Below are 21,313 nucleotides of genomic sequence, written 5' to 3' on the forward strand. Positions count from 1 at the left end.
CTACGCTTTCAAACCCCGGTCACATAGTTATCTATGCTCCCGGGGAATTTTCAAGCTTGCCGCCTTGCTGTGACTCGAAATCCTTAGGGTATTATCATTGGTTCGATAAATCATCGGGCACAAAAAAAGCGGGTTAACCCCGCTTTTTTTTCGTCTCAATAATGCGGCGGCGGCGTTTCTTCTGCCTGAGAGGCGATATTTGACGGCTGACTGGCTTTTAACTTTTCCGTGAGCAAACGCAGATGATCTCGCAGCTTCGCCATCTCCATTTCATGTGCGGTTACCGTCAGGTTTAGTTCTTCTATGGTAATCTCCTGGAACGCCAGACGGCTTTCCAGTTCAGCCAGACGAGCTTCCATCGTGATATCCTGCATGATGTACCTCTTTATGTTGTCTCCGTCGGCGGATTCTACTTAACTTTACCGGCTTTCACAGCAACCATTACGCGCCCTACGAAACTAATTTAAACAAAAAGAGTCTGAAAAGAAGTGATAATAGGGCGTGTTCGTATGTTGATTTGTTCTGCAACGATTTATAGTACGCTTCTTACGTAAGTTAACATGGGGCGAGATGCCCCGGCCCTGGAGATATGGATGAAATCACTGTTTAAAGCCACGCTGCTGGCAACTACGATGGCCGTTGCTATGCATGCACCGATCACTTTTGCTGCTGATGCGGCGAAACCGGCAGCTACCGCTGATAGCAAAGCAGCATTTAAAAACGACGATCAAAAAGCGGCTTATGCGCTGGGCGCCTCGCTGGGTCGTTACATGGAAAATTCGCTTAAAGAGCAGGAAAAGTTGGGCATCAAACTGGATAAAGATCAGTTGATTGCCGGCGTTCAGGATGCCTTTGCCGATAAGAGCAAACTGTCCGATCAGGAAATTGAGCAAACGCTGCAGACGTTTGAAGCACGCGTGAAGAGCGCTGCTCAGGCGAAGATGGAAAAAGACGCTGCCGATAACGAAGCAAAAGGTAAAACGTTCCGCGACGCTTTTGCTAAAGAGAAAGGCGTGAAAACCTCCTCTACCGGTCTGCTTTACAAAGTAGAGAAAGAAGGCACAGGCGAGGCGCCGAAAGATAGCGATACCGTTGTGGTGAACTACAAAGGTACGCTGATCGACGGTAAAGAGTTTGATAACTCTTACACGCGCGGCGAACCGCTCTCCTTCCGTCTGGACGGCGTTATCCCTGGCTGGACTGAAGGCCTGAAAAATATTAAGAAAGGCGGCAAGATCAAGCTGGTTATCCCACCGGCGCTGGCCTACGGTAAAACGGGCGTTCCGGGTATCCCGGCGAACTCCACCCTGGTATTCGACGTAGAGCTGCTGGATATCAAACCAGCGCCGAAAGCGGATGCTAAACCTGCCGATGCGGCTGACGCTAAAGCCGCAGATGCTGCTAAAAAATAAAAACTGAGAGCCGCCGCTTGTAATAGCGGCGGTTTTTTTTATGCAGGCCGGATATATTACTCACCATAATTTGATTTGCGGATAACGGCGCTTGCGCTGGTCGTTAAGGGCGAGACCGTAGGCTGAATGACCGCCAACGCACACGTAGCCTGAAATAGACGAGCAAATTAGTACTGGAAAGATGAACCCTCACTGTATTAATTTAATCATCCGCGTAAATAATGAGCCTGCCCTGAAAACATAACGACAGGCTCCTGAAAAGGAGTGTTTTTTTTCATGTCCAGGTCGCTTTTAACCAACGAAACCAGTGAACTTGATTTGCTGGATCAGCGTCCCTTCGAGCAAACCGACTTCGATATTCTGAAATCCTACGAAGCGGTAGTGGACGGGTTAGCGATGCTTATAGGTTCCCATTGTGAAATCGTATTGCACTCTTTGCAGGATCTAAAATGTTCAGCCATTCGTATTGCCAATGGCGAACATACGGGCCGTAAAATTGGCTCGCCGATTACCGACCTGGCGTTGCGCATGTTGCACGACATGACAGGGGCGGACAGTAGCGTGTCGAAATGCTATTTTACGCGCGCGAAAAGCGGTGTCTTGATGAAGTCGTTGACGATTGCCATTCGCAACCGCGAGCAGCGCGTCATTGGTCTACTGTGCATCAACATGAATCTTGATGTGCCATTTTCACAGATTATGAATACCTTTATTCCGCCGGAAACGCCGGAAGTGGGTTCAGCGGTTAATTTTGCCTCCTCAGTCGAAGATTTAGTCACCCAGACGCTGGAGTTCACGATCGAAGAGGTAAATGCCGATCGTAATGTCTCTAACAATGCGAAAAATCGTCAGATCGTCCTTAACCTGTACGAAAAAGGCATTTTCGATATTAAAGACGCCATTAACCAGGTAGCCGATCGTCTGAATATCTCAAAACATACGGTTTACCTCTATATTCGCCAGTTCAAAAGCGGCGATTTTCAGGGGCAGGATAAATAATGCGTTATGCCATTATGGTCACCGGGCCGGCATATGGCACCCAGCAGGCCAGCAGCGCATTGCAGTTCGCCCACGCGCTGCTCAATGAGGGGCATGAGTTAGCCAGCGTCTTTTTCTATCAGGAAGGTGTCTATAACGCCAATCTCCTGACCTCGCCGGCGAGCGATGAATATGATCTGGTACGCGCCTGGCAGAAATTGAATACGCAGCATGGCGTAGCGCTGAACATCTGTGTCGCGGCGGCGCTTCGTCGCGGTATTATTGATGAAACTGAAGCCGGCAGACTGGCGTTGCCGTCCGCCAATCTTCAGCCGGGCTTTACGCTAAGCGGACTGGGCGCGCTGGCGGAGGCATCTCTCACCTGCGATCGGGTGGTGCAGTTTTAATGAAACGTATTGCATTTGTCTTTTCCACCGCGCCACATGGTAGTGCCTCAGGTCGTGAAGGGCTGGATGCGCTGCTGGCGACGTCAGCGCTAACGGAAGCGCTGGGCGTCTTTTTTATCAGCGATGGCGTCTTTCAGTTATTACCGGGACAAAAACCAGACGCTGTGCTGGCGCGTGACTATATTGCTACTTTCAAGCTCTTTGATTTGTACGATATTGATCAATGCTGGATCTGCGCGGCATCGCTGCGCGAGCGTGGTCTGGAAAACGTTAATTTTGTGGTAGACGCCACGCCGCTGGAACCCGTGGCGTTACGCCGCGAGCTTGGCAACTATGATGTCATCCTGAGATTCTGAGTCGTTTATGCTGCATACCTTACCTCATTGCGCCTCGGGCGTTGATTTTCCCGCTTTGCTGCGCCTGCTAAAAGAGGGCGATGCGCTTTTGCTGCTCCAGGATGGCGTTACCGTCGCGATTGAAGGTAACCGCTTCCTTGAAAGTCTGCGTGATGCCCCCATAACGGTCTATGCCTTGAAAGAAGACATTGACGCCCGCGGCCTGGGTGGTCAAATTTCAGACAGTGTCGTCAGGGTTGACTATACTGAGTTTGTCAGACTCACGGTTAAGTATGCCAACCAGATGGCCTGGTGATGGCGGGATCGTTGTATATTTCTTGACACCTTTTCGACACCGCCCTAAAATTCGGCGTCCTCATATTGTGTGAGGGCGTTTTATTACGTGTTTACGAAGCAAAAGCTAAAACCAGGAGCTATTTAATGGCAACAGTTAACCAGCTGGTACGCAAACCACGTGCTCGCAAAGTTGCGAAAAGCAACGTGCCTGCGCTGGAAGCATGCCCGCAAAAACGTGGCGTATGTACTCGTGTATATACTACCACTCCTAAAAAACCGAACTCCGCACTGCGTAAAGTTTGCCGTGTTCGTCTGACTAACGGTTTTGAAGTGACTTCCTACATCGGTGGTGAAGGTCACAACCTGCAGGAGCACTCCGTGATCCTGATCCGTGGCGGTCGTGTTAAAGACCTCCCGGGTGTTCGTTACCACACCGTTCGTGGCGCGCTTGACTGCTCCGGCGTTAAAGACCGTAAGCAAGCTCGTTCTAAGTACGGCGTGAAGCGTCCTAAGGCTTAATGGTTCTCCGTTAAGTAAGGCCAAACGTTTTAAATTAATGTCAAACTAAACTCGTAGAGTTTTGGACAATCCTGAATTAACAACGGAGTATTTCCATGCCACGTCGTCGCGTCATTGGTCAGCGTAAAATTCTGCCGGATCCGAAGTTCGGATCAGAACTGCTGGCTAAATTTGTCAATATCCTGATGGTAGATGGTAAAAAATCTACTGCAGAATCAATCGTATACAGCGCGCTGGAGACCCTGGCTCAGCGTTCTGGTAAATCTGAACTGGAAGCTTTCGAAGTCGCTCTCGAAAACGTTCGCCCGACTGTAGAAGTTAAATCCCGCCGTGTAGGTGGTTCTACTTATCAGGTACCAGTTGAAGTCCGTCCGGTCCGTCGTAATGCTCTGGCAATGCGTTGGATCGTAGAAGCTGCTCGTAAACGCGGTGATAAATCCATGGCTCTGCGCCTGGCGAACGAACTTTCTGACGCTGCAGAAAACAAAGGTACTGCAGTTAAGAAACGTGAAGACGTTCACCGTATGGCAGAAGCCAACAAGGCGTTCGCACACTACCGTTGGTAATCCCTTCGGAGTCATAGTCACCAGGCGGGCGCTTCAGGTAAGTCGCCCGTTTTGGATAACTTAACTGAACGCCTAAAGATATCAACGAGGAATCAAATGGCTCGTACAACACCCATCGCACGCTACCGTAATATCGGTATCAGTGCGCACATCGACGCCGGTAAAACCACTACTACCGAACGTATTCTGTTCTACACCGGTGTAAACCACAAAATCGGTGAAGTTCATGACGGCGCAGCTACCATGGACTGGATGGAGCAGGAGCAAGAGCGTGGTATTACTATCACCTCCGCAGCGACTACTGCATTCTGGTCTGGTATGGCTAAGCAGTATGAACCGCATCGCATCAACATCATCGACACCCCGGGGCACGTTGACTTCACTATCGAAGTAGAACGTTCCATGCGTGTTCTCGATGGTGCGGTAATGGTTTACTGCGCAGTTGGTGGTGTTCAGCCGCAGTCTGAAACCGTATGGCGTCAGGCAAACAAATACAAAGTTCCGCGCATTGCGTTCGTTAACAAAATGGACCGCATGGGCGCGAACTTCCTGAAAGTTGTTGGTCAGATCAAAACCCGTCTGGGCGCGAACCCGGTTCCGCTGCAGCTGGCAATTGGTGCTGAAGAAGGTTTCACCGGCGTTGTTGACCTGGTGAAAATGAAAGCCATCAACTGGAACGATGCCGACCAGGGCGTTACCTTCGAATACGAAGATATCCCGGCTGACATGCAGGACCTGGCTAACGAATGGCACCAGAACCTGATCGAGTCCGCCGCAGAAGCTTCTGAAGAGCTGATGGAAAAATACCTGGGTGGTGAAGAACTGACTGAAGAAGAGATCAAACAAGCTCTGCGTCAGCGCGTTCTGAACAACGAAATCATCCTGGTAACCTGTGGTTCTGCATTCAAGAACAAAGGTGTTCAGGCGATGCTGGATGCGGTAATTGATTACCTGCCATCCCCGGTAGACGTACCTGCGATCAACGGTATTCTGGACGACGGTAAAGATACTCCGGCTGAGCGTCACGCAAGCGACGACGAGCCGTTCTCTGCGCTGGCGTTCAAAATCGCTACCGACCCGTTTGTGGGTAACCTGACCTTCTTCCGTGTGTACTCCGGTGTGGTTAACTCTGGTGATACCGTACTGAACTCCGTGAAAACCGCACGTGAGCGTTTCGGTCGTATCGTTCAGATGCACGCCAACAAACGTGAAGAGATCAAAGAAGTTCGCGCGGGCGACATCGCGGCTGCTATCGGCCTGAAAGACGTGACTACCGGTGACACCCTGTGTGATCCGGAAAACCCGATCATTCTGGAACGTATGGAATTCCCTGAGCCGGTAATCTCCATCGCGGTAGAACCGAAAACCAAAGCTGACCAGGAAAAAATGGGTCTGGCTCTGGGCCGTCTGGCGAAAGAAGACCCGTCATTCCGCGTATGGACTGACGAAGAATCTAACCAGACCATCATCGCTGGTATGGGTGAACTTCACCTGGATATCATCGTTGACCGTATGAAGCGTGAATTCAACGTTGAAGCTAACGTGGGTAAACCTCAGGTTGCTTACCGCGAAGCGATTCGCGCGAAAGTTACCGACATCGAAGGTAAACACGCGAAACAGTCTGGTGGTCGCGGTCAGTATGGTCATGTTGTTATCGACATGTACCCGCTGGAGCCGGGCTCTAACCCGAAAGGTTACGAGTTCATCAACGACATCAAAGGTGGTGTAATTCCTGGCGAATACATCCCGGCCGTTGATAAAGGCATCCAGGAGCAGCTGAAGTCTGGCCCGCTGGCGGGTTATCCGGTAGTTGATCTCGGTGTGCGTCTGCACTTCGGTTCTTACCATGACGTTGACTCCTCTGAGCTGGCGTTTAAACTGGCTGCGTCTATCGCCTTTAAAGAAGGCTTTAAGAAAGCAAAACCAGTTCTGCTTGAGCCGATCATGAAGGTTGAAGTAGAAACACCTGAAGAGAATACCGGTGACGTTATCGGCGACCTTAGCCGCCGTCGTGGTATGCTCAAAGGTCAGGAATCTGAAGTTACAGGCGTTAAGATCCACGCTGAAGTACCGCTGTCTGAAATGTTCGGATATGCAACTCAGCTGCGTTCTCTGACCAAAGGTCGCGCATCGTACACTATGGAATTCCTGAAGTATGATGATGCGCCGAACAACGTTGCTCAGGCCGTAATCGAAGCCCGTGGTAAATAAGCCGCAGGGTTAAAAACCAAAATCCCGTGCTCTCTCCTGAAGGGGAGAGCGCTATAGTAAGGAATATAGCCGTGTCTAAAGAAAAATTTGAACGTACAAAACCGCACGTTAACGTCGGCACCATCGGCCACGTTGACCACGGTAAAACTACCCTGACCGCTGCAATCACCACCGTACTGGCTAAAACCTACGGCGGTGCTGCTCGTGCATTCGACCAGATCGATAACGCGCCGGAAGAAAAAGCGCGTGGTATCACCATCAACACTTCTCACGTTGAATACGATACCCCGACCCGCCACTACGCACACGTAGACTGCCCGGGGCACGCCGACTATGTTAAAAACATGATCACCGGTGCTGCTCAGATGGACGGCGCGATCCTGGTTGTTGCTGCGACTGACGGCCCGATGCCGCAGACCCGTGAGCACATCCTGCTGGGTCGTCAGGTAGGCGTTCCGTACATCATCGTGTTCCTGAACAAATGCGACATGGTTGATGACGAAGAGCTGCTGGAACTGGTTGAAATGGAAGTTCGTGAACTTCTGTCTCAGTACGACTTCCCGGGCGACGACACGCCGATCGTTCGTGGTTCTGCTCTGAAAGCGCTGGAAGGCGACGCAGAGTGGGAAGCGAAAATCATCGAACTGGCTGGCTTCCTGGATTCTTACATCCCGGAACCAGAGCGTGCGATTGACAAGCCGTTCCTGCTGCCGATCGAAGACGTATTCTCCATCTCCGGTCGTGGTACCGTTGTTACCGGTCGTGTAGAGCGCGGTATCATCAAAGTGGGCGAAGAAGTTGAAATCGTTGGTATCAAAGAGACTCAGAAGTCTACCTGTACTGGCGTTGAAATGTTCCGCAAACTGCTGGACGAAGGCCGTGCTGGTGAGAACGTAGGTGTTCTGCTGCGTGGTATCAAACGTGAAGAAATCGAACGTGGTCAGGTACTGGCTAAGCCGGGCACCATCAAGCCGCACACCAAGTTCGAATCTGAAGTGTACATTCTGTCCAAAGATGAAGGCGGCCGTCATACTCCGTTCTTCAAAGGCTACCGTCCGCAGTTCTACTTCCGTACTACTGACGTGACTGGCACCATCGAACTGCCGGAAGGCGTAGAGATGGTAATGCCGGGCGACAACATCAAAATGGTTGTTACCCTGATCCACCCGATCGCGATGGACGACGGTCTGCGTTTCGCAATCCGTGAAGGCGGCCGTACCGTTGGCGCGGGCGTTGTTGCTAAAGTTCTGGGCTAATTACTCGTTAATTAGTTTTGAATTGAAGAGGGCGCTTCGGCGCCCTTTTTGTTGCCTGCTATTTAGCCGCTGTTATATTTATTTGCCTTTTTTAACGCTTCTCCCGTGGCGTAAATCGCTTTGTGCTATTGTAATCATAACCATTCTCATTTACAATTTGTGCAGAAATTGAACGGGAGCGATCATGTACGTTTGTTTGTGTAATGGTATAAGCGATAAAAAAATCCGCCAGGCTGTACGACAATTTCATCCACAGTCATTTCAACAGTTGCGCAAATTTATTCCTGTGGGAAATCAATGTGGTAAGTGTATTCGCGCCGCGCGAGAAGTGATGCAGGATGAGTTAACGCAAATGCCGGAATTTAAAGAGATCGCCTGAGTCACACTCTTTTTTTTGACATCCCTGTAGCCCCATCTACGCTCTAGAGAGTGGAAGCGGAGGGACTATAAAATGAAAGGTGATGTTAAAATCATAAATTATCTCAATAAACTATTGGGAAATGAGCTTGTCGCAATTAATCAGTATTTCCTTCATGCCCGTATGTTCAAAAACTGGGGGCTGACCCGGCTTAATGATGTTGAGTACCATGAATCCATTGATGAGATGAAACACGCCGATAAGTATATTGAGCGTATTTTATTTCTGGAAGGCATACCGAACCTACAGGATCTGGGCAAGCTGGGCATCGGTGAAGATGTCGAAGAGATGCTACGATCGGATCTCCGGCTCGAACTGGAAGGCGCAAAAGATCTACGTGAGGCAATAGCCTATGCCGATAGCGTTCATGATTATGTCAGCCGGGATATGATGATTGAAATTCTTGCCGACGAGGAAGGCCACATCGACTGGCTGGAAACTGAGCTGGATTTGATTGCCAAACTTGGTATGCAAAATTATCTGCAATCACAAATTAAGGTTACCGATTAACCGTCTGGAAAGAAAACTTTCCAACCTGTTATGAAACCCGCCACCGCCAGCCATGGCCCAAAAGGTAGCGGGTTTATTAATGCCGATTTACCTCTCACCAGTAGCGCGACGCCAAACCCGCCACAGGCCAACATGGCGGCAAGGAAAACCAGTAACGGCAGTGTTTCCCAACAATGCCACGCTCCTAAGGCTGCAAGGTACTTGACGTCGCCATATCCAAGCCCCTCTTTCTGATAACGCAGGCGATAGCCCCAGTAAATTAACGCGAATCCGCCATAGCCGGCGATAGCACCCCAAAGCGCATCCGGTAAACGCTCCGGCAGGCAAATCTGGTGATAAAGCAGACCACCCCACAGTAATGGACAGGTAAACCGGTCAGGCAACAGACCGGTACGCGCGTCGTATATGCCAAGTAATAAAGAGAACGACGCATAAAAAATGAGAAAGGGGAGGGCAACAAACATAAGCAAATCCTCGTCAAGGCTTGTGCTCACCTTTATAGATTTATGCGACAGCGACAACGACGTATCGCCAGATTTGCCTGATGCCTTCCAAAGAAAAGATGCGCGTTGCCATCCCATGCGTACCACCTGGAATCATGCTCGCATAAGAATAAAACGCTTAATTTCTATCCGACACTTGCGTCAGGCTGAGATTTACGTATAATGCGCGGGCTTGTCGTAATTGACGGCAGGTTCGATTTGAACCTCGAATAGCCGATTTGGCTATTTAACAATGCTCCCAATCGGGGAGCTACGTAAGAACGGTTACACTCTCCCATCAATCGTAATGGGTGTGAGGAGTAATCATTTTCGTTTATAAAATAATTGGAGCTCTGGTCTCATGCAGAACCAAAGAATCCGTATCCGCCTGAAAGCGTTTGATCATCGTCTGATCGATCAATCAACCGCGGAAATCGTCGAGACTGCCAAGCGCACTGGTGCGCAGGTTCGCGGTCCGATCCCGCTGCCGACCCGCAAAGAGCGCTTTACCGTTCTGATCTCTCCGCACGTTAACAAAGATGCGCGCGATCAGTACGAAATTCGCACTCACAAGCGTCTGGTTGACATCGTTGAGCCAACCGAGAAAACCGTTGATGCTCTGATGCGTCTGGACCTGGCTGCCGGTGTAGACGTGCAGATCAGCCTGGGTTAATCAGGTCATCGAGCGATTGAGAGGTTGATACAATGATTGGTTTAGTCGGTAAAAAAGTGGGTATGACCCGCATCTTCACTGAAGATGGCGTCTCTATCCCAGTAACCGTAATCGAAGTTGAAGCAAACCGTGTTACTCAGGTTAAAGACCTGGCTAACGATGGCTACCGCGCTGTTCAGGTTACTACGGGTGCTAAAAAAGCTAACCGTGTCACCAAGCCGGAAGCGGGTCACTTTGCTAAAGCTGGCGTAGAAGCTGGCCGTGGTCTGTGGGAATTCCGCCTGGCTGAAGGCGAAGAATACACCGTAGGTCAGAGCATCAGCGTTGAACTGTTTGCTGACGTTAAAAAAGTTGACGTAACCGGTACCTCTAAAGGTAAAGGTTTCGCTGGTACCGTTAAGCGCTGGAACTTCCGTACCCAGGACGCTACTCACGGTAACTCCTTGTCTCACCGCGTTCCGGGTTCTATCGGTCAGAACCAGACTCCGGGCAAAGTGTTCAAAGGCAAGAAAATGGCAGGTCAGATGGGTAATGAGCGCGTAACCGTTCAGAGCCTTGACGTAGTACGCGTTGACGCTGAGCGCAACCTGCTGCTGGTTAAGGGTGGTGTTCCGGGTGCAACCGGTTGCGACCTGATCGTTAAACCAGCTGTGAAGGCGTAAGGGGATAGCAATGGAATTAGTATTGAAAGACGCGCAGAGCGCGCTGACTGTTTCCGAAACTACCTTCGGTCGTGATTTCAACGAAGCGCTGGTTCACCAGGTTGTTGTTGCTTATGCAGCTGGTGCTCGTCAGGGTACTCGTGCTCAGAAGACTCGTGCTGAAGTAACTGGTTCCGGTAAAAAACCGTGGCGCCAGAAAGGCACTGGCCGTGCGCGTTCAGGTTCTATCAAGAGCCCGATCTGGCGTTCCGGTGGCGTGACCTTCGCTGCTCGTCCGCAGGACCACAGTCAAAAAGTTAACAAGAAGATGTACCGCGGCGCGCTGAAAAGCATCCTGTCCGAACTGGTACGTCAGGATCGTCTGATCGTTGTCGAGAAGTTCTCTGTAGAAGCGCCGAAAACTAAGCTGCTGGCACAGAAACTGAAAGACATGGCTCTGGAAGATGTGCTGATCATCACCGGTGAGCTGGACGAGAACCTGTTCCTGGCCGCACGTAACCTGCACAAGGTTGACGTACGCGATGCGACTGGTATCGACCCGGTTAGCCTGATCGCCTTCGACAAAGTCGTAATGACTGCTGATGCTGTTAAGCAAGTTGAGGAGATGCTGGCATGATTCGTGAAGAACGTCTGCTGAAGGTGCTGCGCGCACCGCACGTTTCTGAAAAAGCGTCTACTGCGATGGAAAAAACTAACACCATCGTTCTCAAAGTTGCTAAAGACGCGACCAAAGCAGAAATCAAAGCTGCTGTGCAGAAACTGTTTGAAGTCGAAGTCGAAGTCGTTAACACCCTGGTTGTTAAAGGGAAAGTTAAACGTCACGGACAGCGTATCGGTCGTCGTAGCGACTGGAAAAAAGCTTACGTCACCCTGAAAGAAGGCCAGAATCTGGACTTCGTCGGCGGCGCTGAGTAAGTCGGAGGAGTAATACAATGGCAGTTGTTAAATGTAAACCGACATCTCCGGGTCGTCGCCACGTCGTTAAAGTGGTCAACCCAGAGCTGCACAAGGGCAAACCTTTTGCTCCGCTGGTTGAAAAAAACAGCAAATCCGGTGGTCGTAACAACAATGGCCGTATCACCACTCGTCATATCGGTGGTGGTCACAAACAGGCTTATCGTATTGTTGACTTCAAACGCAACAAAGACGGTATCCCGGCAGTTGTTGAACGTCTTGAGTACGATCCGAACCGTTCCGCGAACATCGCGCTGGTTCTGTACAAAGACGGCGAACGCCGTTACATCCTGGCCCCGAAAGGCCTGAAAGCTGGCGACCAGATTCAGTCTGGCGTTGATGCTGCAATCAAAGCAGGCAACACCCTGCCGATGCGCAATATCCCGGTTGGTTCTACCGTTCATAACGTAGAAATGAAACCAGGTAAAGGCGGTCAGCTGGCGCGTTCCGCTGGTACTTACGTTCAGATCGTTGCTCGCGATGGCGCTTATGTCACCCTGCGTCTGCGTTCTGGTGAAATGCGTAAAGTCGAAGCAGACTGCCGTGCAACCCTGGGCGAAGTTGGCAATGCTGAGCATATGCTGCGCGTTCTGGGTAAAGCAGGTGCTGCACGCTGGCGTGGCGTTCGTCCTACCGTTCGCGGTACTGCGATGAACCCAGTAGACCACCCACATGGTGGTGGTGAAGGTCGTAACTTTGGTAAGCATCCGGTAACTCCGTGGGGCGTTCAGACCAAAGGTAAGAAGACCCGCAGCAACAAGCGTACTGATAAATTCATCGTACGTCGCCGTAGCAAATAATTTTAGAGGATAAGCCATGCCACGTTCTCTCAAGAAAGGTCCTTTTATTGACCTGCACTTGCTGAAGAAGGTAGAGAAAGCGGTGGAAAGCGGAGACAAGAAGCCCCTGCGCACCTGGTCCCGTCGTTCAACGATCTTTCCTAACATGATCGGTTTGACCATCGCTGTCCATAATGGTCGTCAGCACGTTCCGGTATTTGTTTCCGACGAAATGGTCGGTCACAAACTGGGTGAATTCGCACCGACTCGTACTTATCGCGGCCACGCTGCTGATAAAAAAGCGAAGAAGAAATAAGGTAGGAGGAAGAGATGGAAACTATCGCTAAACATCGCCATGCTCGTTCTTCTGCTCAGAAGGTTCGCCTTGTTGCTGACCTGATTCGCGGTAAGAAAGTGTCGCAGGCTCTGGATATTCTGACCTACACCAACAAGAAAGCGGCTGTACTGGTCAAGAAAGTTCTGGAATCTGCCATTGCTAACGCTGAACACAACGATGGCGCTGACATTGACGATCTGAAAGTTACGAAAATTTTCGTAGACGAAGGCCCGAGCATGAAGCGCATTATGCCGCGTGCAAAAGGTCGTGCAGATCGCATCCTGAAGCGCACCAGCCACATCACTGTGGTTGTGTCCGATCGCTGAGACTCTGGAGACTAGCAATGGGTCAGAAAGTACATCCTAATGGTATTCGCCTGGGTATTGTAAAACCATGGAACTCTACCTGGTTTGCGAACACCAAAGAATTCGCTGACAACCTGGACAGCGATTTTAAAGTACGTCAGTACCTGACGAAGGAACTGGCTAAAGCGTCTGTATCTCGTATCGTTATCGAGCGTCCGGCTAAGAGCATCCGTGTGACTATTCACACCGCTCGCCCGGGTATCGTTATCGGTAAAAAAGGTGAAGACGTAGAAAAACTGCGTAAGGTCGTAGCGGATATCGCTGGCGTTCCTGCACAGATCAACATCGCCGAAGTTCGTAAACCTGAACTGGACGCTAAACTGGTTGCTGACAGCATCACTTCTCAGCTGGAACGTCGCGTTATGTTCCGTCGTGCGATGAAGCGTGCTGTACAGAACGCCATGCGTCTGGGCGCTAAAGGTATCAAAGTTGAAGTTAGCGGCCGTCTGGGCGGCGCGGAAATCGCACGTACCGAATGGTACCGCGAAGGTCGCGTACCGCTGCACACTCTGCGTGCTGACATCGACTACAACACCTCTGAAGCGCACACCACTTATGGTGTAATCGGCGTTAAAGTGTGGATCTTCAAAGGTGAGATCCTGGGTGGTATGGCTGCTGTTGAACAACCGGAAAAACCGGCTGCTCAACCGAAAAAGCAGCAGCGTAAAGGCCGTAAATAAGGAGCGTCGCTGATGTTACAACCAAAGCGTACAAAATTCCGTAAAATGCACAAAGGCCGCAACCGTGGTCTGGCTGCAGGCGCGGATGTTAGCTTCGGCAGCTTCGGCCTGAAAGCTGTTGGCCGTGGTCGTCTGACTGCCCGTCAGATCGAAGCAGCACGTCGTGCTATGACCCGTGCAGTTAAGCGTCAAGGTAAGATCTGGATCCGTGTATTCCCGGACAAACCGATCACTGAAAAGCCGCTGGCAGTGCGTATGGGTAAAGGTAAAGGTAACGTGGAGTATTGGGTTGCCTTGATTCAGCCGGGTAAAGTCCTGTATGAAATGGACGGCGTACCGGAAGAGCTGGCCCGTGAAGCATTCAAGCTGGCAGCAGCGAAACTGCCGATTAAAACCACCTTTGTAACTAAGACGGTGATGTAATGAAAGCAAAAGAGCTGCGTGAGAAGAGCGTTGAAGAGCTGAACACCGAGCTACTGAACCTGCTGCGTGAGCAGTTCAACCTGCGTATGCAGGCTGCAAGTGGCCAGCTGCAACAGTCTCACCTGTTGAAGCAAGTGCGTCGTGATGTCGCACGCGTTAAGACTTTACTGACTGAGAAGGCGGGTGCGTAATGACCGATAAAATCCGTACTCTGCAAGGTCGCGTGGTTAGCGACAAAATGGAGAAATCCATTGTTGTTGCTATCGAACGTTTTGTGAAACACCCGATCTACGGTAAATTCATCAAGCGTACGACCAAAATGCACGTACATGACGAGAACAACGAATGCGGTATCGGCGACGTGGTTGAAATCCGCGAATGCCGTCCGCTGTCCAAGACCAAATCCTGGACTCTGGTTCGCGTTGTAGAGAAAGCGGTTCTGTAATACAGTACGCATTCTCAACGAATAAACGGCTCAGCGATGGGCCGTTTATTTTTTCTACCCATATCTGATTTGCGGTGTTATAATGCCGCGCCCTCGATATGGGGTTTTTTTAACGACCTGATTTTCGGGTCTCAGTAGTAGTTGACATTAGCGGAGCACTAAAATGATCCAAGAACAGACTATGCTGAACGTCGCCGACAACTCCGGTGCACGTCGCGTAATGTGTATCAAGGTTCTGGGTGGCTCGCACCGTCGCTACGCAGGCGTAGGCGACATCATTAAGATCACCATCAAAGAAGCGATTCCGCGTGGTAAGGTCAAAAAAGGTGATGTGCTGAAGGCGGTAGTGGTGCGCACCAAGAAGGGTGTTCGTCGCCCGGACGGTTCTGTCATTCGCTTCGATGGTAATGCATGCGTTATTTTAAACAATAACAGCGAGCAGCCTATCGGTACGCGTATTTTTGGGCCGGTAACTCGTGAACTTCGTAACGAGAAGTTCATGAAAATTATCTCTCTGGCACCAGAAGTACTCTAAGGAGCGAATCATGGCAGCGAAAATCCGTCGTGATGACGAAGTTATCGTGTTAACCGGTAAAGATAAAGGTAAACGCGGTAAAGTTAAGAATGTCCTGTCTTCCGGCAAGGTCATTGTTGAAGGTATCAACCTGGTTAAGAAACACCAGAAGCCGGTTCCGGCTCTGAACCAACCGGGCGGCATCGTTGAAAAAGAAGCTGCAATTCAGGTTTCTAACGTTGCAATCTTCAATGCGGCAACCGGCAAGGCTGACCGTGTAGGCTTTAGATTCGAAGACGGCAAAAAAGTCCGTTTCTTCAAGTCTAACAGCGAAACTATCAAGTAATTTGGAGTAGTACGATGGCGAAACTGCATGATTACTACAAAGACGAAGTAGTTAACAAACTCATGACTGAGTTTAACTACAATTCTGTCATGCAAGTCCCTCGGGTCGAGAAGATCACCCTGAACATGGGTGTTGGTGAAGCGATCGCTGACAAGAAACTGCTGGATAACGCAGCAGCAGACCTGACAGCAATCTCCGGTCAAAAACCGTTGATCACCAAAGCACGCAAATCTGTTGCAGGCTTCAAAATCCGTCAGGGCTATCCGATCGGCTGTAAAGTAACTCTGCGTGGCGAACGCATGTGGGAGTTCTTTGAGCGCCTGATCACTATTGCTGTTCCTCGTATCCGTGACTTCCGTGGCTTGTCCGCTAAGTCATTCGACGGTCGTGGTAACTACAGCATGGGTGTCCGTGAGCAGATCATCTTCCCAGAAATCGACTACGATAAAGTCGACCGCGTTCGTGGTTTGGATATTACCATTACCACTACTGCGAAATCTGACGAAGAAGGCCGTGCTCTGCTGGCTGCCTTTGACTTCCCGTTCCGCAAGTAAGGTAGGGTTACTAAATGGCTAAGCAATCAATGAAAGCACGCGAAGTAAAACGCGTAGCTTTAGCTGATAAATACTTCGCGAAACGCGCTGAACTGAAAGCGATCATCTCTGATGTGAACGCAACCGACGAAGATCGTTGGAATGCGGTTCTTAAGCTGCAGACTCTGCCGCGTGATTCCAGCCCGTCACGTCAGCGTAACCGCTGCCGTCAAACTGGTCGTCCGCACGCTTTCCTGCGGAAGTTCGGGTTGAGCCGTATTAAGGTCCGTGAAGCCGCTATGCGCGGTGAAATTCCGGGTCTGAAAAAGGCTAGCTGGTAATTGTCACCAATTGAATCACGGGAGTAAAGACAGATGAGCATGCAAGATCCGATCGCGGATATGCTGACCCGTATCCGTAACGGTCAGGCCGCGAACAAAGCTGCGGTCACCATGCCTTCCTCCAAGCTGAAAGTGGCAATTGCCAACGTGCTGAAGGAAGAAGGTTTTATTGAAGATTTTAAAGTTGAAGGCGACACCAAGCCGGAACTGGAACTGACTCTTAAGTATTTCCAGGGTAAAGCTGTTGTAGAAAGCATTCAGCGTGTCAGCCGCCCAGGTCTGCGCATCTACAAACGTAAAGATGAGCTGCCGAAAGTTATGGCCGGTCTGGGTATCGCAGTTGTTTCTACCTCTAAAGGTGTTATGACTGATCGTGCAGCGCGCCAGGCTGGTCTTGGTGGCGAAATTATCTGCTACGTAGCCTAATCGGAGGAAAAAATGTCTCGTGTTGCTAAAGCACCGGTCGTTGTTCCTGCCGGCGTTGATGTCAAAATCAACGGTCAGGTTATTACGATCAAAGGTAAAAACGGCGAGCTGACTCGTACTCTCAACGATGCTGTTGAAGTTAAACATGCAGATAATGCACTGACCTTCGGTCCGCGTGATGGTTACGCAGATGGTTGGGCACAGGCTGGTACCGCGCGTGCCCTGCTGAACTCAATGGTTATCGGTGTTACCGAAGGCTTCACTAAGAAGCTGCAGCTGGTTGGTGTAGGTTATCGTGCAGCGGTTAAAGGGAATGTAGTAAACCTGTCTTTAGGTTTCTCTCACCCGGTTGACCATCAGCTGCCGGCAGGTATCACTGCTGAATGTCCGACTCAAACTGAAATCGTGCTGAAAGGCGCTGATAAGCAGGTGATCGGCCAGGTTGCAGCAGATCTGCGCGCCTACCGTCGTCCTGAGCCTTACAAAGGCAAGGGTGTTCGTTACGCCGACGAAGTCGTGCGTACCAAAGAGGCTAAGAAGAAGTAAGGTAACACTATGGATAAGAAATCTGCTCGTATCCGTCGTGCGACCCGCGCACGCCGCAAGCTCAAAGAGCTGGGCGCAACTCGCCTGGTGGTACATCGTACCCCGCGTCATATTTACGCACAGGTAATTGCACCGAACGGTTCTGAAGTTCTGGTAGCTGCTTCTACTGTAGAAAAAGCTATCGCTGAACAACTGAAGTACACCGGTAACAAAGACGCGGCTGCAGCTGTGGGTAAAGCTGTCGCTGAACGCGCTCTGGAAAAAGGCATCAAAGATGTGTCCTTTGACCGTTCCGGGTTCCAATATCATGGTCGTGTCCAGGCACTGGCAGATGCTGCCCGTGAAGCTGGCCTTCAGTTCTAAGGTAGAGGTGTAAGATGGCTCACATCGAAAAACAAGCTGGCGAACTGCAGGAAAAGCTGATCGCGGTAAACCGCGTATCTAAAACCGTTAAAGGTGGTCGTATTTTCTCCTTCACAGCTCTGACTGTAGTAGGCGATGGTAACGGTCGCGTAGGTTTTGGTTACGGTAAAGCGCGTGAAGTTCCAGCAGCGATCCAGAAAGCGATGGAAAAAGCCCGTCGCAATATGATTAACGTCGCGCTGAACAACGGCACCCTGCAGCACCCGGTTAAAGGTGTTCACACGGGGTCTCGTGTATTCATGCAGCCAGCTTCCGAAGGTACCGGTATCATCGCCGGTGGTGCAATGCGCGCCGTTCTGGAAGTTGCTGGGGTTCATAACGTTCTGGCTAAAGCATACGGTTCCACCAACCCGATCAACGTGGTTCGTGCAACTATTGATGGCCTGGAAAATATGAATTCTCCAGAAATGGTCGCTGCCAAGCGTGGTAAATCCGTTGAAGAAATTCTGGGGAAATAAACCATGGCAAAGACTATTAAAATTACTCAAACCCGCAGTGCAATCGGTCGTCTGCCGAAACACAAGGCAACGCTGCTTGGCCTGGGTCTGCGTCGTATTGGCCACACCGTAGAGCGCGAGGATACTCCTGCTGTTCGTGGTATGGTCAACGCGGTTTCCTTCATGGTTAAAGTTGAGGAGTAAGAGATGCGTTTAAATACTCTGTCTCCGGCCGAAGGCTCCAAAAAGGCGGGTAAACGCCTGGGTCGTGGTATCGGTTCTGGCCTCGGTAAAACCGGTGGTCGTGGTCACAAAGGTCAGAAGTCTCGTTCTGGCGGTGGCGTACGTCGCGGTTTTGAGGGTGGTCAGATGCCTCTGTACCGTCGTCTGCCGAAATTCGGCTTCACTTCTCGCAAAGCAGCGATTACAGCCGAAGTTCGTCTGTCTGACCTGGCGAAAGTAGAAGGCGGCGTTGTAGACCTGAACACGCTGAAAGCGGCAAACATTATCGGTATCCAGATCGAGTTCGCGAAAGTGATCCTGGCTGGCGAAGTCACTACTCCGGTAACTGTTCGTGGCCTGCGTGTTACTAAAGGCGCTCGTGCTGCTATCGAAGCTGCTGGCGGTAAAATCGAGGAATAAGTAGCAGATGGCTAAACAACCGGGATTAGATTTTCAAAGTGCCAAAGGTGGCTTAGGTGAGCTGAAACGCAGACTGCTGTTTGTTATCGGCGCGCTGATTGTGTTCCGTATTGGCTCTTTTATTCCGATCCCTGGTATTGATGCCGCTGTACTTGCCAAACTGCTTGAGCAACAGCGAGGCACCATCATTGAAATGTTCAACATGTTCTCTGGTGGTGCTCTCAGCCGTGCTTCTATCTTTGCCCTGGGGATCATGCCGTATATTTCGGCGTCGATCATTATCCAGCTGTTGACGGTGGTTCATCCAACGCTGGCAGAAATTAAGAAAGAAGGGGAGTCTGGTCGTCGTAAGATCAGCCAGTACACCCGTTACGGTACTCTGGTGCTGGCGATATTCCAGTCGATCGGTATTGCTACCGGTTTGCCGAATATGCCTGGTATGCAGGGCCTGGTGATGAATCCAGGCTTTGCATTCTATTTCACCGCTGTTGTAAGTCTGGTTACAGGAACCATGTTCCTGATGTGGCTCGGCGAACAGATTACTGAGCGCGGTATCGGTAACGGTATCTCAATCATCATCTTCGCTGGTATCGTTGCGGGACTCCCGCCAGCCATTGCCCATACTATCGAGCAAGCGCGTCAAGGCGACCTGCACTTCCTCGTGTTGCTGTTGGTTGCAGTATTAGTATTTGCAGTGACGTTCTTTGTAGTATTCGTTGAACGTGGTCAACGCCGTATTGTGGTAAACTACGCCAAACGTCAGCAAGGTCGTCGTGTCTATGCTGCACAGAGCACACATTTACCGCTGAAAGTGAATATGGCGGGGGTAATCCCGGCAATCTTCGCTTCCAGTATTATTCTGTTCCCGGCGACCATCGCGTCATGGTTCGGGGGCGGTACTGGTTGGAACTGGCTGACAACAATTTCGCTGTATTTGCAGCCTGGGCAACCGCTTTATGTGTTACTCTATGCGTCTGCAATCATCTTCTTCTGTTTCTTCTACACGGCGTTGGTTTTCAACCCGCGTGAAACAGCAGATAACCTGAAGAAGTCCGGTGCATTTGTACCAGGAATTCGTCCGGGAGAGCAAACGGCGAAGTATATCGATAAAGTAATGACCCGCCTGACCCTGGTTGGTGCGCTGTATATTACCTTTATCTGCCTGATCCCGGAGTTCATGCGTGATGCAATGAAAGTGCCGTTCTACTTCGGTGGGACCTCACTGCTTATCGTTGTTGTCGTGATTATGGACTTTATGGCTCAAGTGCAAACTCTGATGATGTCCAGTCAGTATGAGTCTGCATTGAAGAAGGCGAACCTGAAAGGCTACGGCCGTTAATTGGTCGCCTGAGAAGTTACGGAGAGTAAAAATGAAAGTTCGTGCTTCCGTCAAGAAATTATGCCGTAACTGCAAAATCGTTAAGCGTGATGGTGTCATCCGTGTGATTTGCAGTGCCGAGCCGAAGCATAAACAGCGCCAAGGCTGATTTTTTCGCATATTTTTCTTGCAAAGTTGGGTTGAGCTGGCTAGATTAGCCAGCCAATCTTTTGTATGTCTGTACGTTTCCATTTGAGTATCCTGAAAACGGGCTTTTCAGCATGGTACGTACATATTAAATAGTAGGAGTGCATAGTGGCCCGTATAGCAGGCATTAACATTCCTGATCAGAAACACGCCGTGATCGCGTTAACTTCGATCTACGGTGTCGGCAAGACCCGTTCTAAAGCCATCCTGGCTGCAGCGGGTATCGCTGAAAATGTTAAGATCAGTGAGCTGTCTGAAGAACAAATCGACACGCTGCGTGACGAAGTTGCCAAATTTGTCGTTGAAGGTGATCTGCGCCGTGAAATCAGCATGAGCATCAAGCGCCTGATGGATCTTGGTTGCTATCGCGGTTTGCGTCATCGTCGTGGTCTCCCGGTTCGCGGTCAGCGTACCAAGACCAACGCTCGTACCCGTAAGGGTCCGCGCAAACCGATCAAGAAATAATCGGGGTGATTGAATAATGGCAAAGGCACCAGTTCGCGCACGTAAACGTGTAAGAAAACAAGTCTCTGACGGCGTGGCTCATATCCATGCTTCTTTCAACAACACCATCGTGACTATTACCGATCGTCAGGGTAATGCGCTGGGTTGGGCAACAGCCGGTGGTTCCGGTTTCCGTGGTTCTCGCAAATCCACTCCGTTTGCAGCTCAGGTTGCAGCAGAGCGTTGCGCTGACGCCGTGAAAGAATACGGTATCAAGAATCTGGAAGTTATGGTTAAAGGTCCGGGTCCAGGCCGCGAATCTACTATTCGTGCTCTGAACGCCGCTGGTTTCCGCATCACTAATATTACTGATGTGACTCCGATCCCTCATAACGGTTGTCGTCCGCCGAAAAAACGTCGCGTATAA

38 protein-coding genes are annotated in these 21,313 nt (G+C 50.5%); 36 read left to right on the forward strand and 2 right to left on the reverse strand.

What is annotated here, in order from left to right; translation table 11 throughout:
- Positions 1 to 155: 155 nt before the first annotated feature.
- A complete protein-coding gene (locus OLG56_RS01870) occupies positions 156 to 374 on the reverse strand; it encodes a protein SlyX (protein ID WP_001152701.1) in 219 nt (72 codons plus the stop codon).
- 219 nt (positions 375 to 593) lie between these two features.
- Here OLG56_RS01870 and fkpA point away from each other — a divergent pair, with 219 nt between their 5' ends.
- The 11 genes from fkpA (at position 594) to bfr (ending at position 8,909) form a co-directional block, all read left to right on the forward strand.
- Positions 594 to 1,412 (forward strand): FKBP-type peptidyl-prolyl cis-trans isomerase, encoded by an 819-nt coding sequence (fkpA, locus tag OLG56_RS01875; RefSeq protein ID WP_000838225.1) that lies wholly within the window; start codon positions 594 to 596, stop codon positions 1,410 to 1,412.
- A gap of 276 nt (positions 1,413 to 1,688) precedes the next feature.
- Complete coding sequence (locus OLG56_RS01880; RefSeq protein WP_000091471.1) at positions 1,689 to 2,411, forward strand: helix-turn-helix transcriptional regulator; 723 nt, start codon at positions 1,689 to 1,691, stop codon at positions 2,409 to 2,411.
- Positions 2,411 to 2,797, forward strand: coding sequence for a sulfurtransferase complex subunit TusD (gene tusD / locus OLG56_RS01885; RefSeq protein ID WP_061377079.1), 387 nt, complete (start codon positions 2,411 to 2,413; stop codon positions 2,795 to 2,797). Before OLG56_RS01880 ends, tusD begins: the two co-directional genes overlap by 1 nt.
- Positions 2,797 to 3,153: a sulfurtransferase complex subunit TusC gene (tusC, locus tag OLG56_RS01890; protein ID WP_000820705.1), complete on the forward strand. Its 357-nt coding sequence runs from the start codon at positions 2,797 to 2,799 to the stop codon at positions 3,151 to 3,153. Before tusD ends, tusC begins: the two co-directional genes overlap by 1 nt.
- A 7-nt stretch (positions 3,154 to 3,160) precedes the next feature.
- Positions 3,161 to 3,448, forward strand: coding sequence for a sulfurtransferase complex subunit TusB (gene tusB, locus OLG56_RS01895; RefSeq protein ID WP_000903398.1), 288 nt, complete (start codon positions 3,161 to 3,163; stop codon positions 3,446 to 3,448).
- A 125-nt stretch (positions 3,449 to 3,573) separates the two neighbouring features.
- Positions 3,574 to 3,948 carry a 30S ribosomal protein S12 gene (gene rpsL / locus OLG56_RS01900; protein WP_000246815.1) on the forward strand — a complete coding sequence of 125 codons (375 nt, stop codon included), beginning with the start codon at positions 3,574 to 3,576 and terminating at the stop codon, positions 3,946 to 3,948.
- A 95-nt stretch (positions 3,949 to 4,043) separates the two neighbouring features.
- Positions 4,044 to 4,514 (forward strand): 30S ribosomal protein S7, encoded by a 471-nt coding sequence (gene rpsG, locus OLG56_RS01905; RefSeq protein WP_001138043.1) that lies wholly within the window; start codon positions 4,044 to 4,046, stop codon positions 4,512 to 4,514.
- Between the two features lie 96 nt (positions 4,515 to 4,610).
- Complete coding sequence (gene fusA, locus OLG56_RS01910; RefSeq protein ID WP_000124693.1) at positions 4,611 to 6,725, forward strand: elongation factor G; 2,115 nt, start codon at positions 4,611 to 4,613, stop codon at positions 6,723 to 6,725.
- A gap of 71 nt (positions 6,726 to 6,796) precedes the next feature.
- Entirely contained in the window at positions 6,797 to 7,981 is a 1,185-nt protein-coding gene (gene tuf, locus OLG56_RS01915; protein WP_000031748.1) for an elongation factor Tu, read from the forward strand.
- Between the two features lie 184 nt (positions 7,982 to 8,165).
- Positions 8,166 to 8,360, forward strand: coding sequence for a bacterioferritin-associated ferredoxin (gene bfd / locus OLG56_RS01920; protein ID WP_000289082.1), 195 nt, complete (start codon positions 8,166 to 8,168; stop codon positions 8,358 to 8,360).
- A 72-nt stretch (positions 8,361 to 8,432) separates the two neighbouring features.
- Positions 8,433 to 8,909 carry a bacterioferritin gene (gene bfr / locus OLG56_RS01925; protein ID WP_000675530.1) on the forward strand — a complete coding sequence of 159 codons (477 nt, stop codon included), beginning with the start codon at positions 8,433 to 8,435 and terminating at the stop codon, positions 8,907 to 8,909.
- Here bfr and hopD read toward each other — a convergent pair.
- The gene (gene hopD / locus OLG56_RS01930; RefSeq protein WP_000495848.1) at positions 8,906 to 9,373 is read right to left on the reverse strand and encodes a prepilin peptidase; all 468 of its coding nucleotides are present in this window, start codon (positions 9,371 to 9,373) and stop codon (positions 8,906 to 8,908) included. The two genes, bfr and hopD, sit on opposite strands and share 4 nt — an antisense overlap.
- A gap of 379 nt (positions 9,374 to 9,752) precedes the next feature.
- Between hopD and rpsJ the strand changes: the two genes are divergently transcribed.
- From rpsJ to rpsK, 25 genes are all read left to right on the forward strand, one after another.
- The gene (rpsJ, locus tag OLG56_RS01935) at positions 9,753 to 10,064 is read left to right on the forward strand and encodes a 30S ribosomal protein S10 (RefSeq protein WP_001181005.1); all 312 of its coding nucleotides are present in this window, start codon (positions 9,753 to 9,755) and stop codon (positions 10,062 to 10,064) included.
- Positions 10,065 to 10,096: 32 nt separating this feature from the next.
- Positions 10,097 to 10,726 carry a 50S ribosomal protein L3 gene (rplC, locus tag OLG56_RS01940; protein WP_000579838.1) on the forward strand — a complete coding sequence of 210 codons (630 nt, stop codon included), beginning with the start codon at positions 10,097 to 10,099 and terminating at the stop codon, positions 10,724 to 10,726.
- Between the two features lie 10 nt (positions 10,727 to 10,736).
- A complete protein-coding gene (gene rplD, locus OLG56_RS01945) occupies positions 10,737 to 11,342 on the forward strand; it encodes a 50S ribosomal protein L4 (protein ID WP_000424395.1) in 606 nt (201 codons plus the stop codon).
- Positions 11,339 to 11,641, forward strand: coding sequence for a 50S ribosomal protein L23 (gene rplW / locus OLG56_RS01950; RefSeq protein WP_000617546.1), 303 nt, complete (start codon positions 11,339 to 11,341; stop codon positions 11,639 to 11,641). The genes rplD and rplW overlap by 4 nt, the downstream gene beginning before the upstream one ends.
- A 17-nt stretch (positions 11,642 to 11,658) precedes the next feature.
- The gene (gene rplB / locus OLG56_RS01955) at positions 11,659 to 12,480 is read left to right on the forward strand and encodes a 50S ribosomal protein L2 (RefSeq protein ID WP_000301869.1); all 822 of its coding nucleotides are present in this window, start codon (positions 11,659 to 11,661) and stop codon (positions 12,478 to 12,480) included.
- Positions 12,481 to 12,496: 16 nt separating this feature from the next.
- A complete protein-coding gene (rpsS, locus tag OLG56_RS01960) occupies positions 12,497 to 12,775 on the forward strand; it encodes a 30S ribosomal protein S19 (protein ID WP_001138115.1) in 279 nt (92 codons plus the stop codon).
- Between the two features lie 14 nt (positions 12,776 to 12,789).
- Positions 12,790 to 13,122, forward strand: a complete 333-nt coding sequence (gene rplV, locus OLG56_RS01965; RefSeq protein ID WP_000447529.1) for a 50S ribosomal protein L22 — start codon at positions 12,790 to 12,792, stop codon at positions 13,120 to 13,122.
- 17 nt (positions 13,123 to 13,139) lie between these two features.
- Entirely contained in the window at positions 13,140 to 13,841 is a 702-nt protein-coding gene (gene rpsC, locus OLG56_RS01970) for a 30S ribosomal protein S3 (protein ID WP_000529945.1), read from the forward strand.
- 12 nt (positions 13,842 to 13,853) lie between these two features.
- A complete protein-coding gene (rplP, locus tag OLG56_RS01975; RefSeq protein ID WP_000941208.1) occupies positions 13,854 to 14,264 on the forward strand; it encodes a 50S ribosomal protein L16 in 411 nt (136 codons plus the stop codon).
- A complete protein-coding gene (gene rpmC, locus OLG56_RS01980) occupies positions 14,264 to 14,455 on the forward strand; it encodes a 50S ribosomal protein L29 (protein ID WP_000644742.1) in 192 nt (63 codons plus the stop codon). The genes rplP and rpmC overlap by 1 nt, the downstream gene beginning before the upstream one ends.
- Positions 14,455 to 14,709, forward strand: coding sequence for a 30S ribosomal protein S17 (gene rpsQ, locus OLG56_RS01985; protein WP_000130101.1), 255 nt, complete (start codon positions 14,455 to 14,457; stop codon positions 14,707 to 14,709). Before rpmC ends, rpsQ begins: the two co-directional genes overlap by 1 nt.
- Positions 14,710 to 14,872: 163 nt before the next feature.
- Positions 14,873 to 15,244, forward strand: a complete 372-nt coding sequence (rplN, locus tag OLG56_RS01990) for a 50S ribosomal protein L14 (RefSeq protein ID WP_000613954.1) — start codon at positions 14,873 to 14,875, stop codon at positions 15,242 to 15,244.
- 10 nt (positions 15,245 to 15,254) lie between these two features.
- The gene (gene rplX / locus OLG56_RS01995) at positions 15,255 to 15,569 is read left to right on the forward strand and encodes a 50S ribosomal protein L24 (protein ID WP_000729185.1); all 315 of its coding nucleotides are present in this window, start codon (positions 15,255 to 15,257) and stop codon (positions 15,567 to 15,569) included.
- Positions 15,570 to 15,583: 14 nt separating this feature from the next.
- Positions 15,584 to 16,123 carry a 50S ribosomal protein L5 gene (gene rplE, locus OLG56_RS02000; RefSeq protein WP_001096206.1) on the forward strand — a complete coding sequence of 180 codons (540 nt, stop codon included), beginning with the start codon at positions 15,584 to 15,586 and terminating at the stop codon, positions 16,121 to 16,123.
- A gap of 14 nt (positions 16,124 to 16,137) precedes the next feature.
- The gene (gene rpsN, locus OLG56_RS02005; RefSeq protein WP_001118932.1) at positions 16,138 to 16,443 is read left to right on the forward strand and encodes a 30S ribosomal protein S14; all 306 of its coding nucleotides are present in this window, start codon (positions 16,138 to 16,140) and stop codon (positions 16,441 to 16,443) included.
- Between the two features lie 33 nt (positions 16,444 to 16,476).
- On the forward strand, positions 16,477 to 16,869 hold the full coding sequence (gene rpsH / locus OLG56_RS02010) for a 30S ribosomal protein S8 (protein ID WP_000062611.1): 393 nt from the start codon (positions 16,477 to 16,479) through the stop codon (positions 16,867 to 16,869).
- A 12-nt stretch (positions 16,870 to 16,881) separates the two neighbouring features.
- Positions 16,882 to 17,415 carry a 50S ribosomal protein L6 gene (rplF, locus tag OLG56_RS02015; protein WP_000091939.1) on the forward strand — a complete coding sequence of 178 codons (534 nt, stop codon included), beginning with the start codon at positions 16,882 to 16,884 and terminating at the stop codon, positions 17,413 to 17,415.
- Between the two features lie 9 nt (positions 17,416 to 17,424).
- Positions 17,425 to 17,778: a 50S ribosomal protein L18 gene (rplR, locus tag OLG56_RS02020; RefSeq protein WP_000358956.1), complete on the forward strand. Its 354-nt coding sequence runs from the start codon at positions 17,425 to 17,427 to the stop codon at positions 17,776 to 17,778.
- A 14-nt stretch (positions 17,779 to 17,792) separates the two neighbouring features.
- The gene (gene rpsE / locus OLG56_RS02025; RefSeq protein WP_000940121.1) at positions 17,793 to 18,296 is read left to right on the forward strand and encodes a 30S ribosomal protein S5; all 504 of its coding nucleotides are present in this window, start codon (positions 17,793 to 17,795) and stop codon (positions 18,294 to 18,296) included.
- Between the two features lie 3 nt (positions 18,297 to 18,299).
- Positions 18,300 to 18,479, forward strand: coding sequence for a 50S ribosomal protein L30 (gene rpmD / locus OLG56_RS02030; RefSeq protein WP_001140434.1), 180 nt, complete (start codon positions 18,300 to 18,302; stop codon positions 18,477 to 18,479).
- A 3-nt stretch (positions 18,480 to 18,482) separates the two neighbouring features.
- Complete coding sequence (gene rplO, locus OLG56_RS02035; protein WP_001238917.1) at positions 18,483 to 18,917, forward strand: 50S ribosomal protein L15; 435 nt, start codon at positions 18,483 to 18,485, stop codon at positions 18,915 to 18,917.
- Between the two features lie 7 nt (positions 18,918 to 18,924).
- A complete protein-coding gene (secY, locus tag OLG56_RS02040; protein WP_001118864.1) occupies positions 18,925 to 20,256 on the forward strand; it encodes a preprotein translocase subunit SecY in 1,332 nt (443 codons plus the stop codon).
- A 31-nt stretch (positions 20,257 to 20,287) separates the two neighbouring features.
- A complete protein-coding gene (gene rpmJ, locus OLG56_RS02045) occupies positions 20,288 to 20,404 on the forward strand; it encodes a 50S ribosomal protein L36 (RefSeq protein WP_000868187.1) in 117 nt (38 codons plus the stop codon).
- Between the two features lie 146 nt (positions 20,405 to 20,550).
- Positions 20,551 to 20,907, forward strand: coding sequence for a 30S ribosomal protein S13 (rpsM, locus tag OLG56_RS02050; protein WP_000090780.1), 357 nt, complete (start codon positions 20,551 to 20,553; stop codon positions 20,905 to 20,907).
- A gap of 16 nt (positions 20,908 to 20,923) precedes the next feature.
- A complete protein-coding gene (gene rpsK / locus OLG56_RS02055; RefSeq protein WP_001029758.1) occupies positions 20,924 to 21,313 on the forward strand; it encodes a 30S ribosomal protein S11 in 390 nt (129 codons plus the stop codon).

The sequence above is a fragment of the Salmonella sp. 2018103 genome, from assembly GCF_026247685.1.
GTDB classification, from domain to species: Bacteria; Pseudomonadota; Gammaproteobacteria; order Enterobacterales; family Enterobacteriaceae; genus Salmonella; species Salmonella enterica.

Excerpts from the sequence above, each read along its gene's own strand:
- OLG56_RS01870 (WP_001152701.1), bottom strand. The coding sequence starts at position 374 with ATGCAGGATATCACGATGGAAGCTCGTCTGGCTGAACTGGAAAGCCGT.
- fkpA (WP_000838225.1), top strand. The coding sequence starts at position 594 with ATGAAATCACTGTTTAAAGCCACGCTGCTGGCAACTACGATGGCCGTT.
- OLG56_RS01880 (WP_000091471.1), top strand. The coding sequence starts at position 1,689 with ATGTCCAGGTCGCTTTTAACCAACGAAACCAGTGAACTTGATTTGCTG.
- tusD (WP_061377079.1), top strand. The coding sequence starts at position 2,411 with ATGCGTTATGCCATTATGGTCACCGGGCCGGCATATGGCACCCAGCAG.
- tusC (WP_000820705.1), top strand. The coding sequence starts at position 2,797 with ATGAAACGTATTGCATTTGTCTTTTCCACCGCGCCACATGGTAGTGCC.
- tusB (WP_000903398.1), top strand. The coding sequence starts at position 3,161 with ATGCTGCATACCTTACCTCATTGCGCCTCGGGCGTTGATTTTCCCGCT.
- rpsL (WP_000246815.1), top strand. The coding sequence starts at position 3,574 with ATGGCAACAGTTAACCAGCTGGTACGCAAACCACGTGCTCGCAAAGTT.
- rpsG (WP_001138043.1), top strand. The coding sequence starts at position 4,044 with ATGCCACGTCGTCGCGTCATTGGTCAGCGTAAAATTCTGCCGGATCCG.
- fusA (WP_000124693.1), top strand. The coding sequence starts at position 4,611 with ATGGCTCGTACAACACCCATCGCACGCTACCGTAATATCGGTATCAGT.
- bfd (WP_000289082.1), top strand. The coding sequence starts at position 8,166 with ATGTACGTTTGTTTGTGTAATGGTATAAGCGATAAAAAAATCCGCCAG.
- bfr (WP_000675530.1), top strand. The coding sequence starts at position 8,433 with ATGAAAGGTGATGTTAAAATCATAAATTATCTCAATAAACTATTGGGA.
- hopD (WP_000495848.1), bottom strand. The coding sequence starts at position 9,373 with ATGTTTGTTGCCCTCCCCTTTCTCATTTTTTATGCGTCGTTCTCTTTA.
- rpsJ (WP_001181005.1), top strand. The coding sequence starts at position 9,753 with ATGCAGAACCAAAGAATCCGTATCCGCCTGAAAGCGTTTGATCATCGT.
- rplC (WP_000579838.1), top strand. The coding sequence starts at position 10,097 with ATGATTGGTTTAGTCGGTAAAAAAGTGGGTATGACCCGCATCTTCACT.
- rplD (WP_000424395.1), top strand. The coding sequence starts at position 10,737 with ATGGAATTAGTATTGAAAGACGCGCAGAGCGCGCTGACTGTTTCCGAA.
- rplW (WP_000617546.1), top strand. The coding sequence starts at position 11,339 with ATGATTCGTGAAGAACGTCTGCTGAAGGTGCTGCGCGCACCGCACGTT.
- rplB (WP_000301869.1), top strand. The coding sequence starts at position 11,659 with ATGGCAGTTGTTAAATGTAAACCGACATCTCCGGGTCGTCGCCACGTC.
- rpsS (WP_001138115.1), top strand. The coding sequence starts at position 12,497 with ATGCCACGTTCTCTCAAGAAAGGTCCTTTTATTGACCTGCACTTGCTG.
- rplV (WP_000447529.1), top strand. The coding sequence starts at position 12,790 with ATGGAAACTATCGCTAAACATCGCCATGCTCGTTCTTCTGCTCAGAAG.
- rpsC (WP_000529945.1), top strand. The coding sequence starts at position 13,140 with ATGGGTCAGAAAGTACATCCTAATGGTATTCGCCTGGGTATTGTAAAA.
- rplP (WP_000941208.1), top strand. The coding sequence starts at position 13,854 with ATGTTACAACCAAAGCGTACAAAATTCCGTAAAATGCACAAAGGCCGC.
- rpmC (WP_000644742.1), top strand. The coding sequence starts at position 14,264 with ATGAAAGCAAAAGAGCTGCGTGAGAAGAGCGTTGAAGAGCTGAACACC.
- rpsQ (WP_000130101.1), top strand. The coding sequence starts at position 14,455 with ATGACCGATAAAATCCGTACTCTGCAAGGTCGCGTGGTTAGCGACAAA.
- rplN (WP_000613954.1), top strand. The coding sequence starts at position 14,873 with ATGATCCAAGAACAGACTATGCTGAACGTCGCCGACAACTCCGGTGCA.
- rplX (WP_000729185.1), top strand. The coding sequence starts at position 15,255 with ATGGCAGCGAAAATCCGTCGTGATGACGAAGTTATCGTGTTAACCGGT.
- rplE (WP_001096206.1), top strand. The coding sequence starts at position 15,584 with ATGGCGAAACTGCATGATTACTACAAAGACGAAGTAGTTAACAAACTC.
- rpsN (WP_001118932.1), top strand. The coding sequence starts at position 16,138 with ATGGCTAAGCAATCAATGAAAGCACGCGAAGTAAAACGCGTAGCTTTA.
- rpsH (WP_000062611.1), top strand. The coding sequence starts at position 16,477 with ATGAGCATGCAAGATCCGATCGCGGATATGCTGACCCGTATCCGTAAC.
- rplF (WP_000091939.1), top strand. The coding sequence starts at position 16,882 with ATGTCTCGTGTTGCTAAAGCACCGGTCGTTGTTCCTGCCGGCGTTGAT.
- rplR (WP_000358956.1), top strand. The coding sequence starts at position 17,425 with ATGGATAAGAAATCTGCTCGTATCCGTCGTGCGACCCGCGCACGCCGC.
- rpsE (WP_000940121.1), top strand. The coding sequence starts at position 17,793 with ATGGCTCACATCGAAAAACAAGCTGGCGAACTGCAGGAAAAGCTGATC.
- rpmD (WP_001140434.1), top strand. The coding sequence starts at position 18,300 with ATGGCAAAGACTATTAAAATTACTCAAACCCGCAGTGCAATCGGTCGT.
- rplO (WP_001238917.1), top strand. The coding sequence starts at position 18,483 with ATGCGTTTAAATACTCTGTCTCCGGCCGAAGGCTCCAAAAAGGCGGGT.
- secY (WP_001118864.1), top strand. The coding sequence starts at position 18,925 with ATGGCTAAACAACCGGGATTAGATTTTCAAAGTGCCAAAGGTGGCTTA.
- rpmJ (WP_000868187.1), top strand. The coding sequence starts at position 20,288 with ATGAAAGTTCGTGCTTCCGTCAAGAAATTATGCCGTAACTGCAAAATC.
- rpsK (WP_001029758.1), top strand. The coding sequence starts at position 20,924 with ATGGCAAAGGCACCAGTTCGCGCACGTAAACGTGTAAGAAAACAAGTC.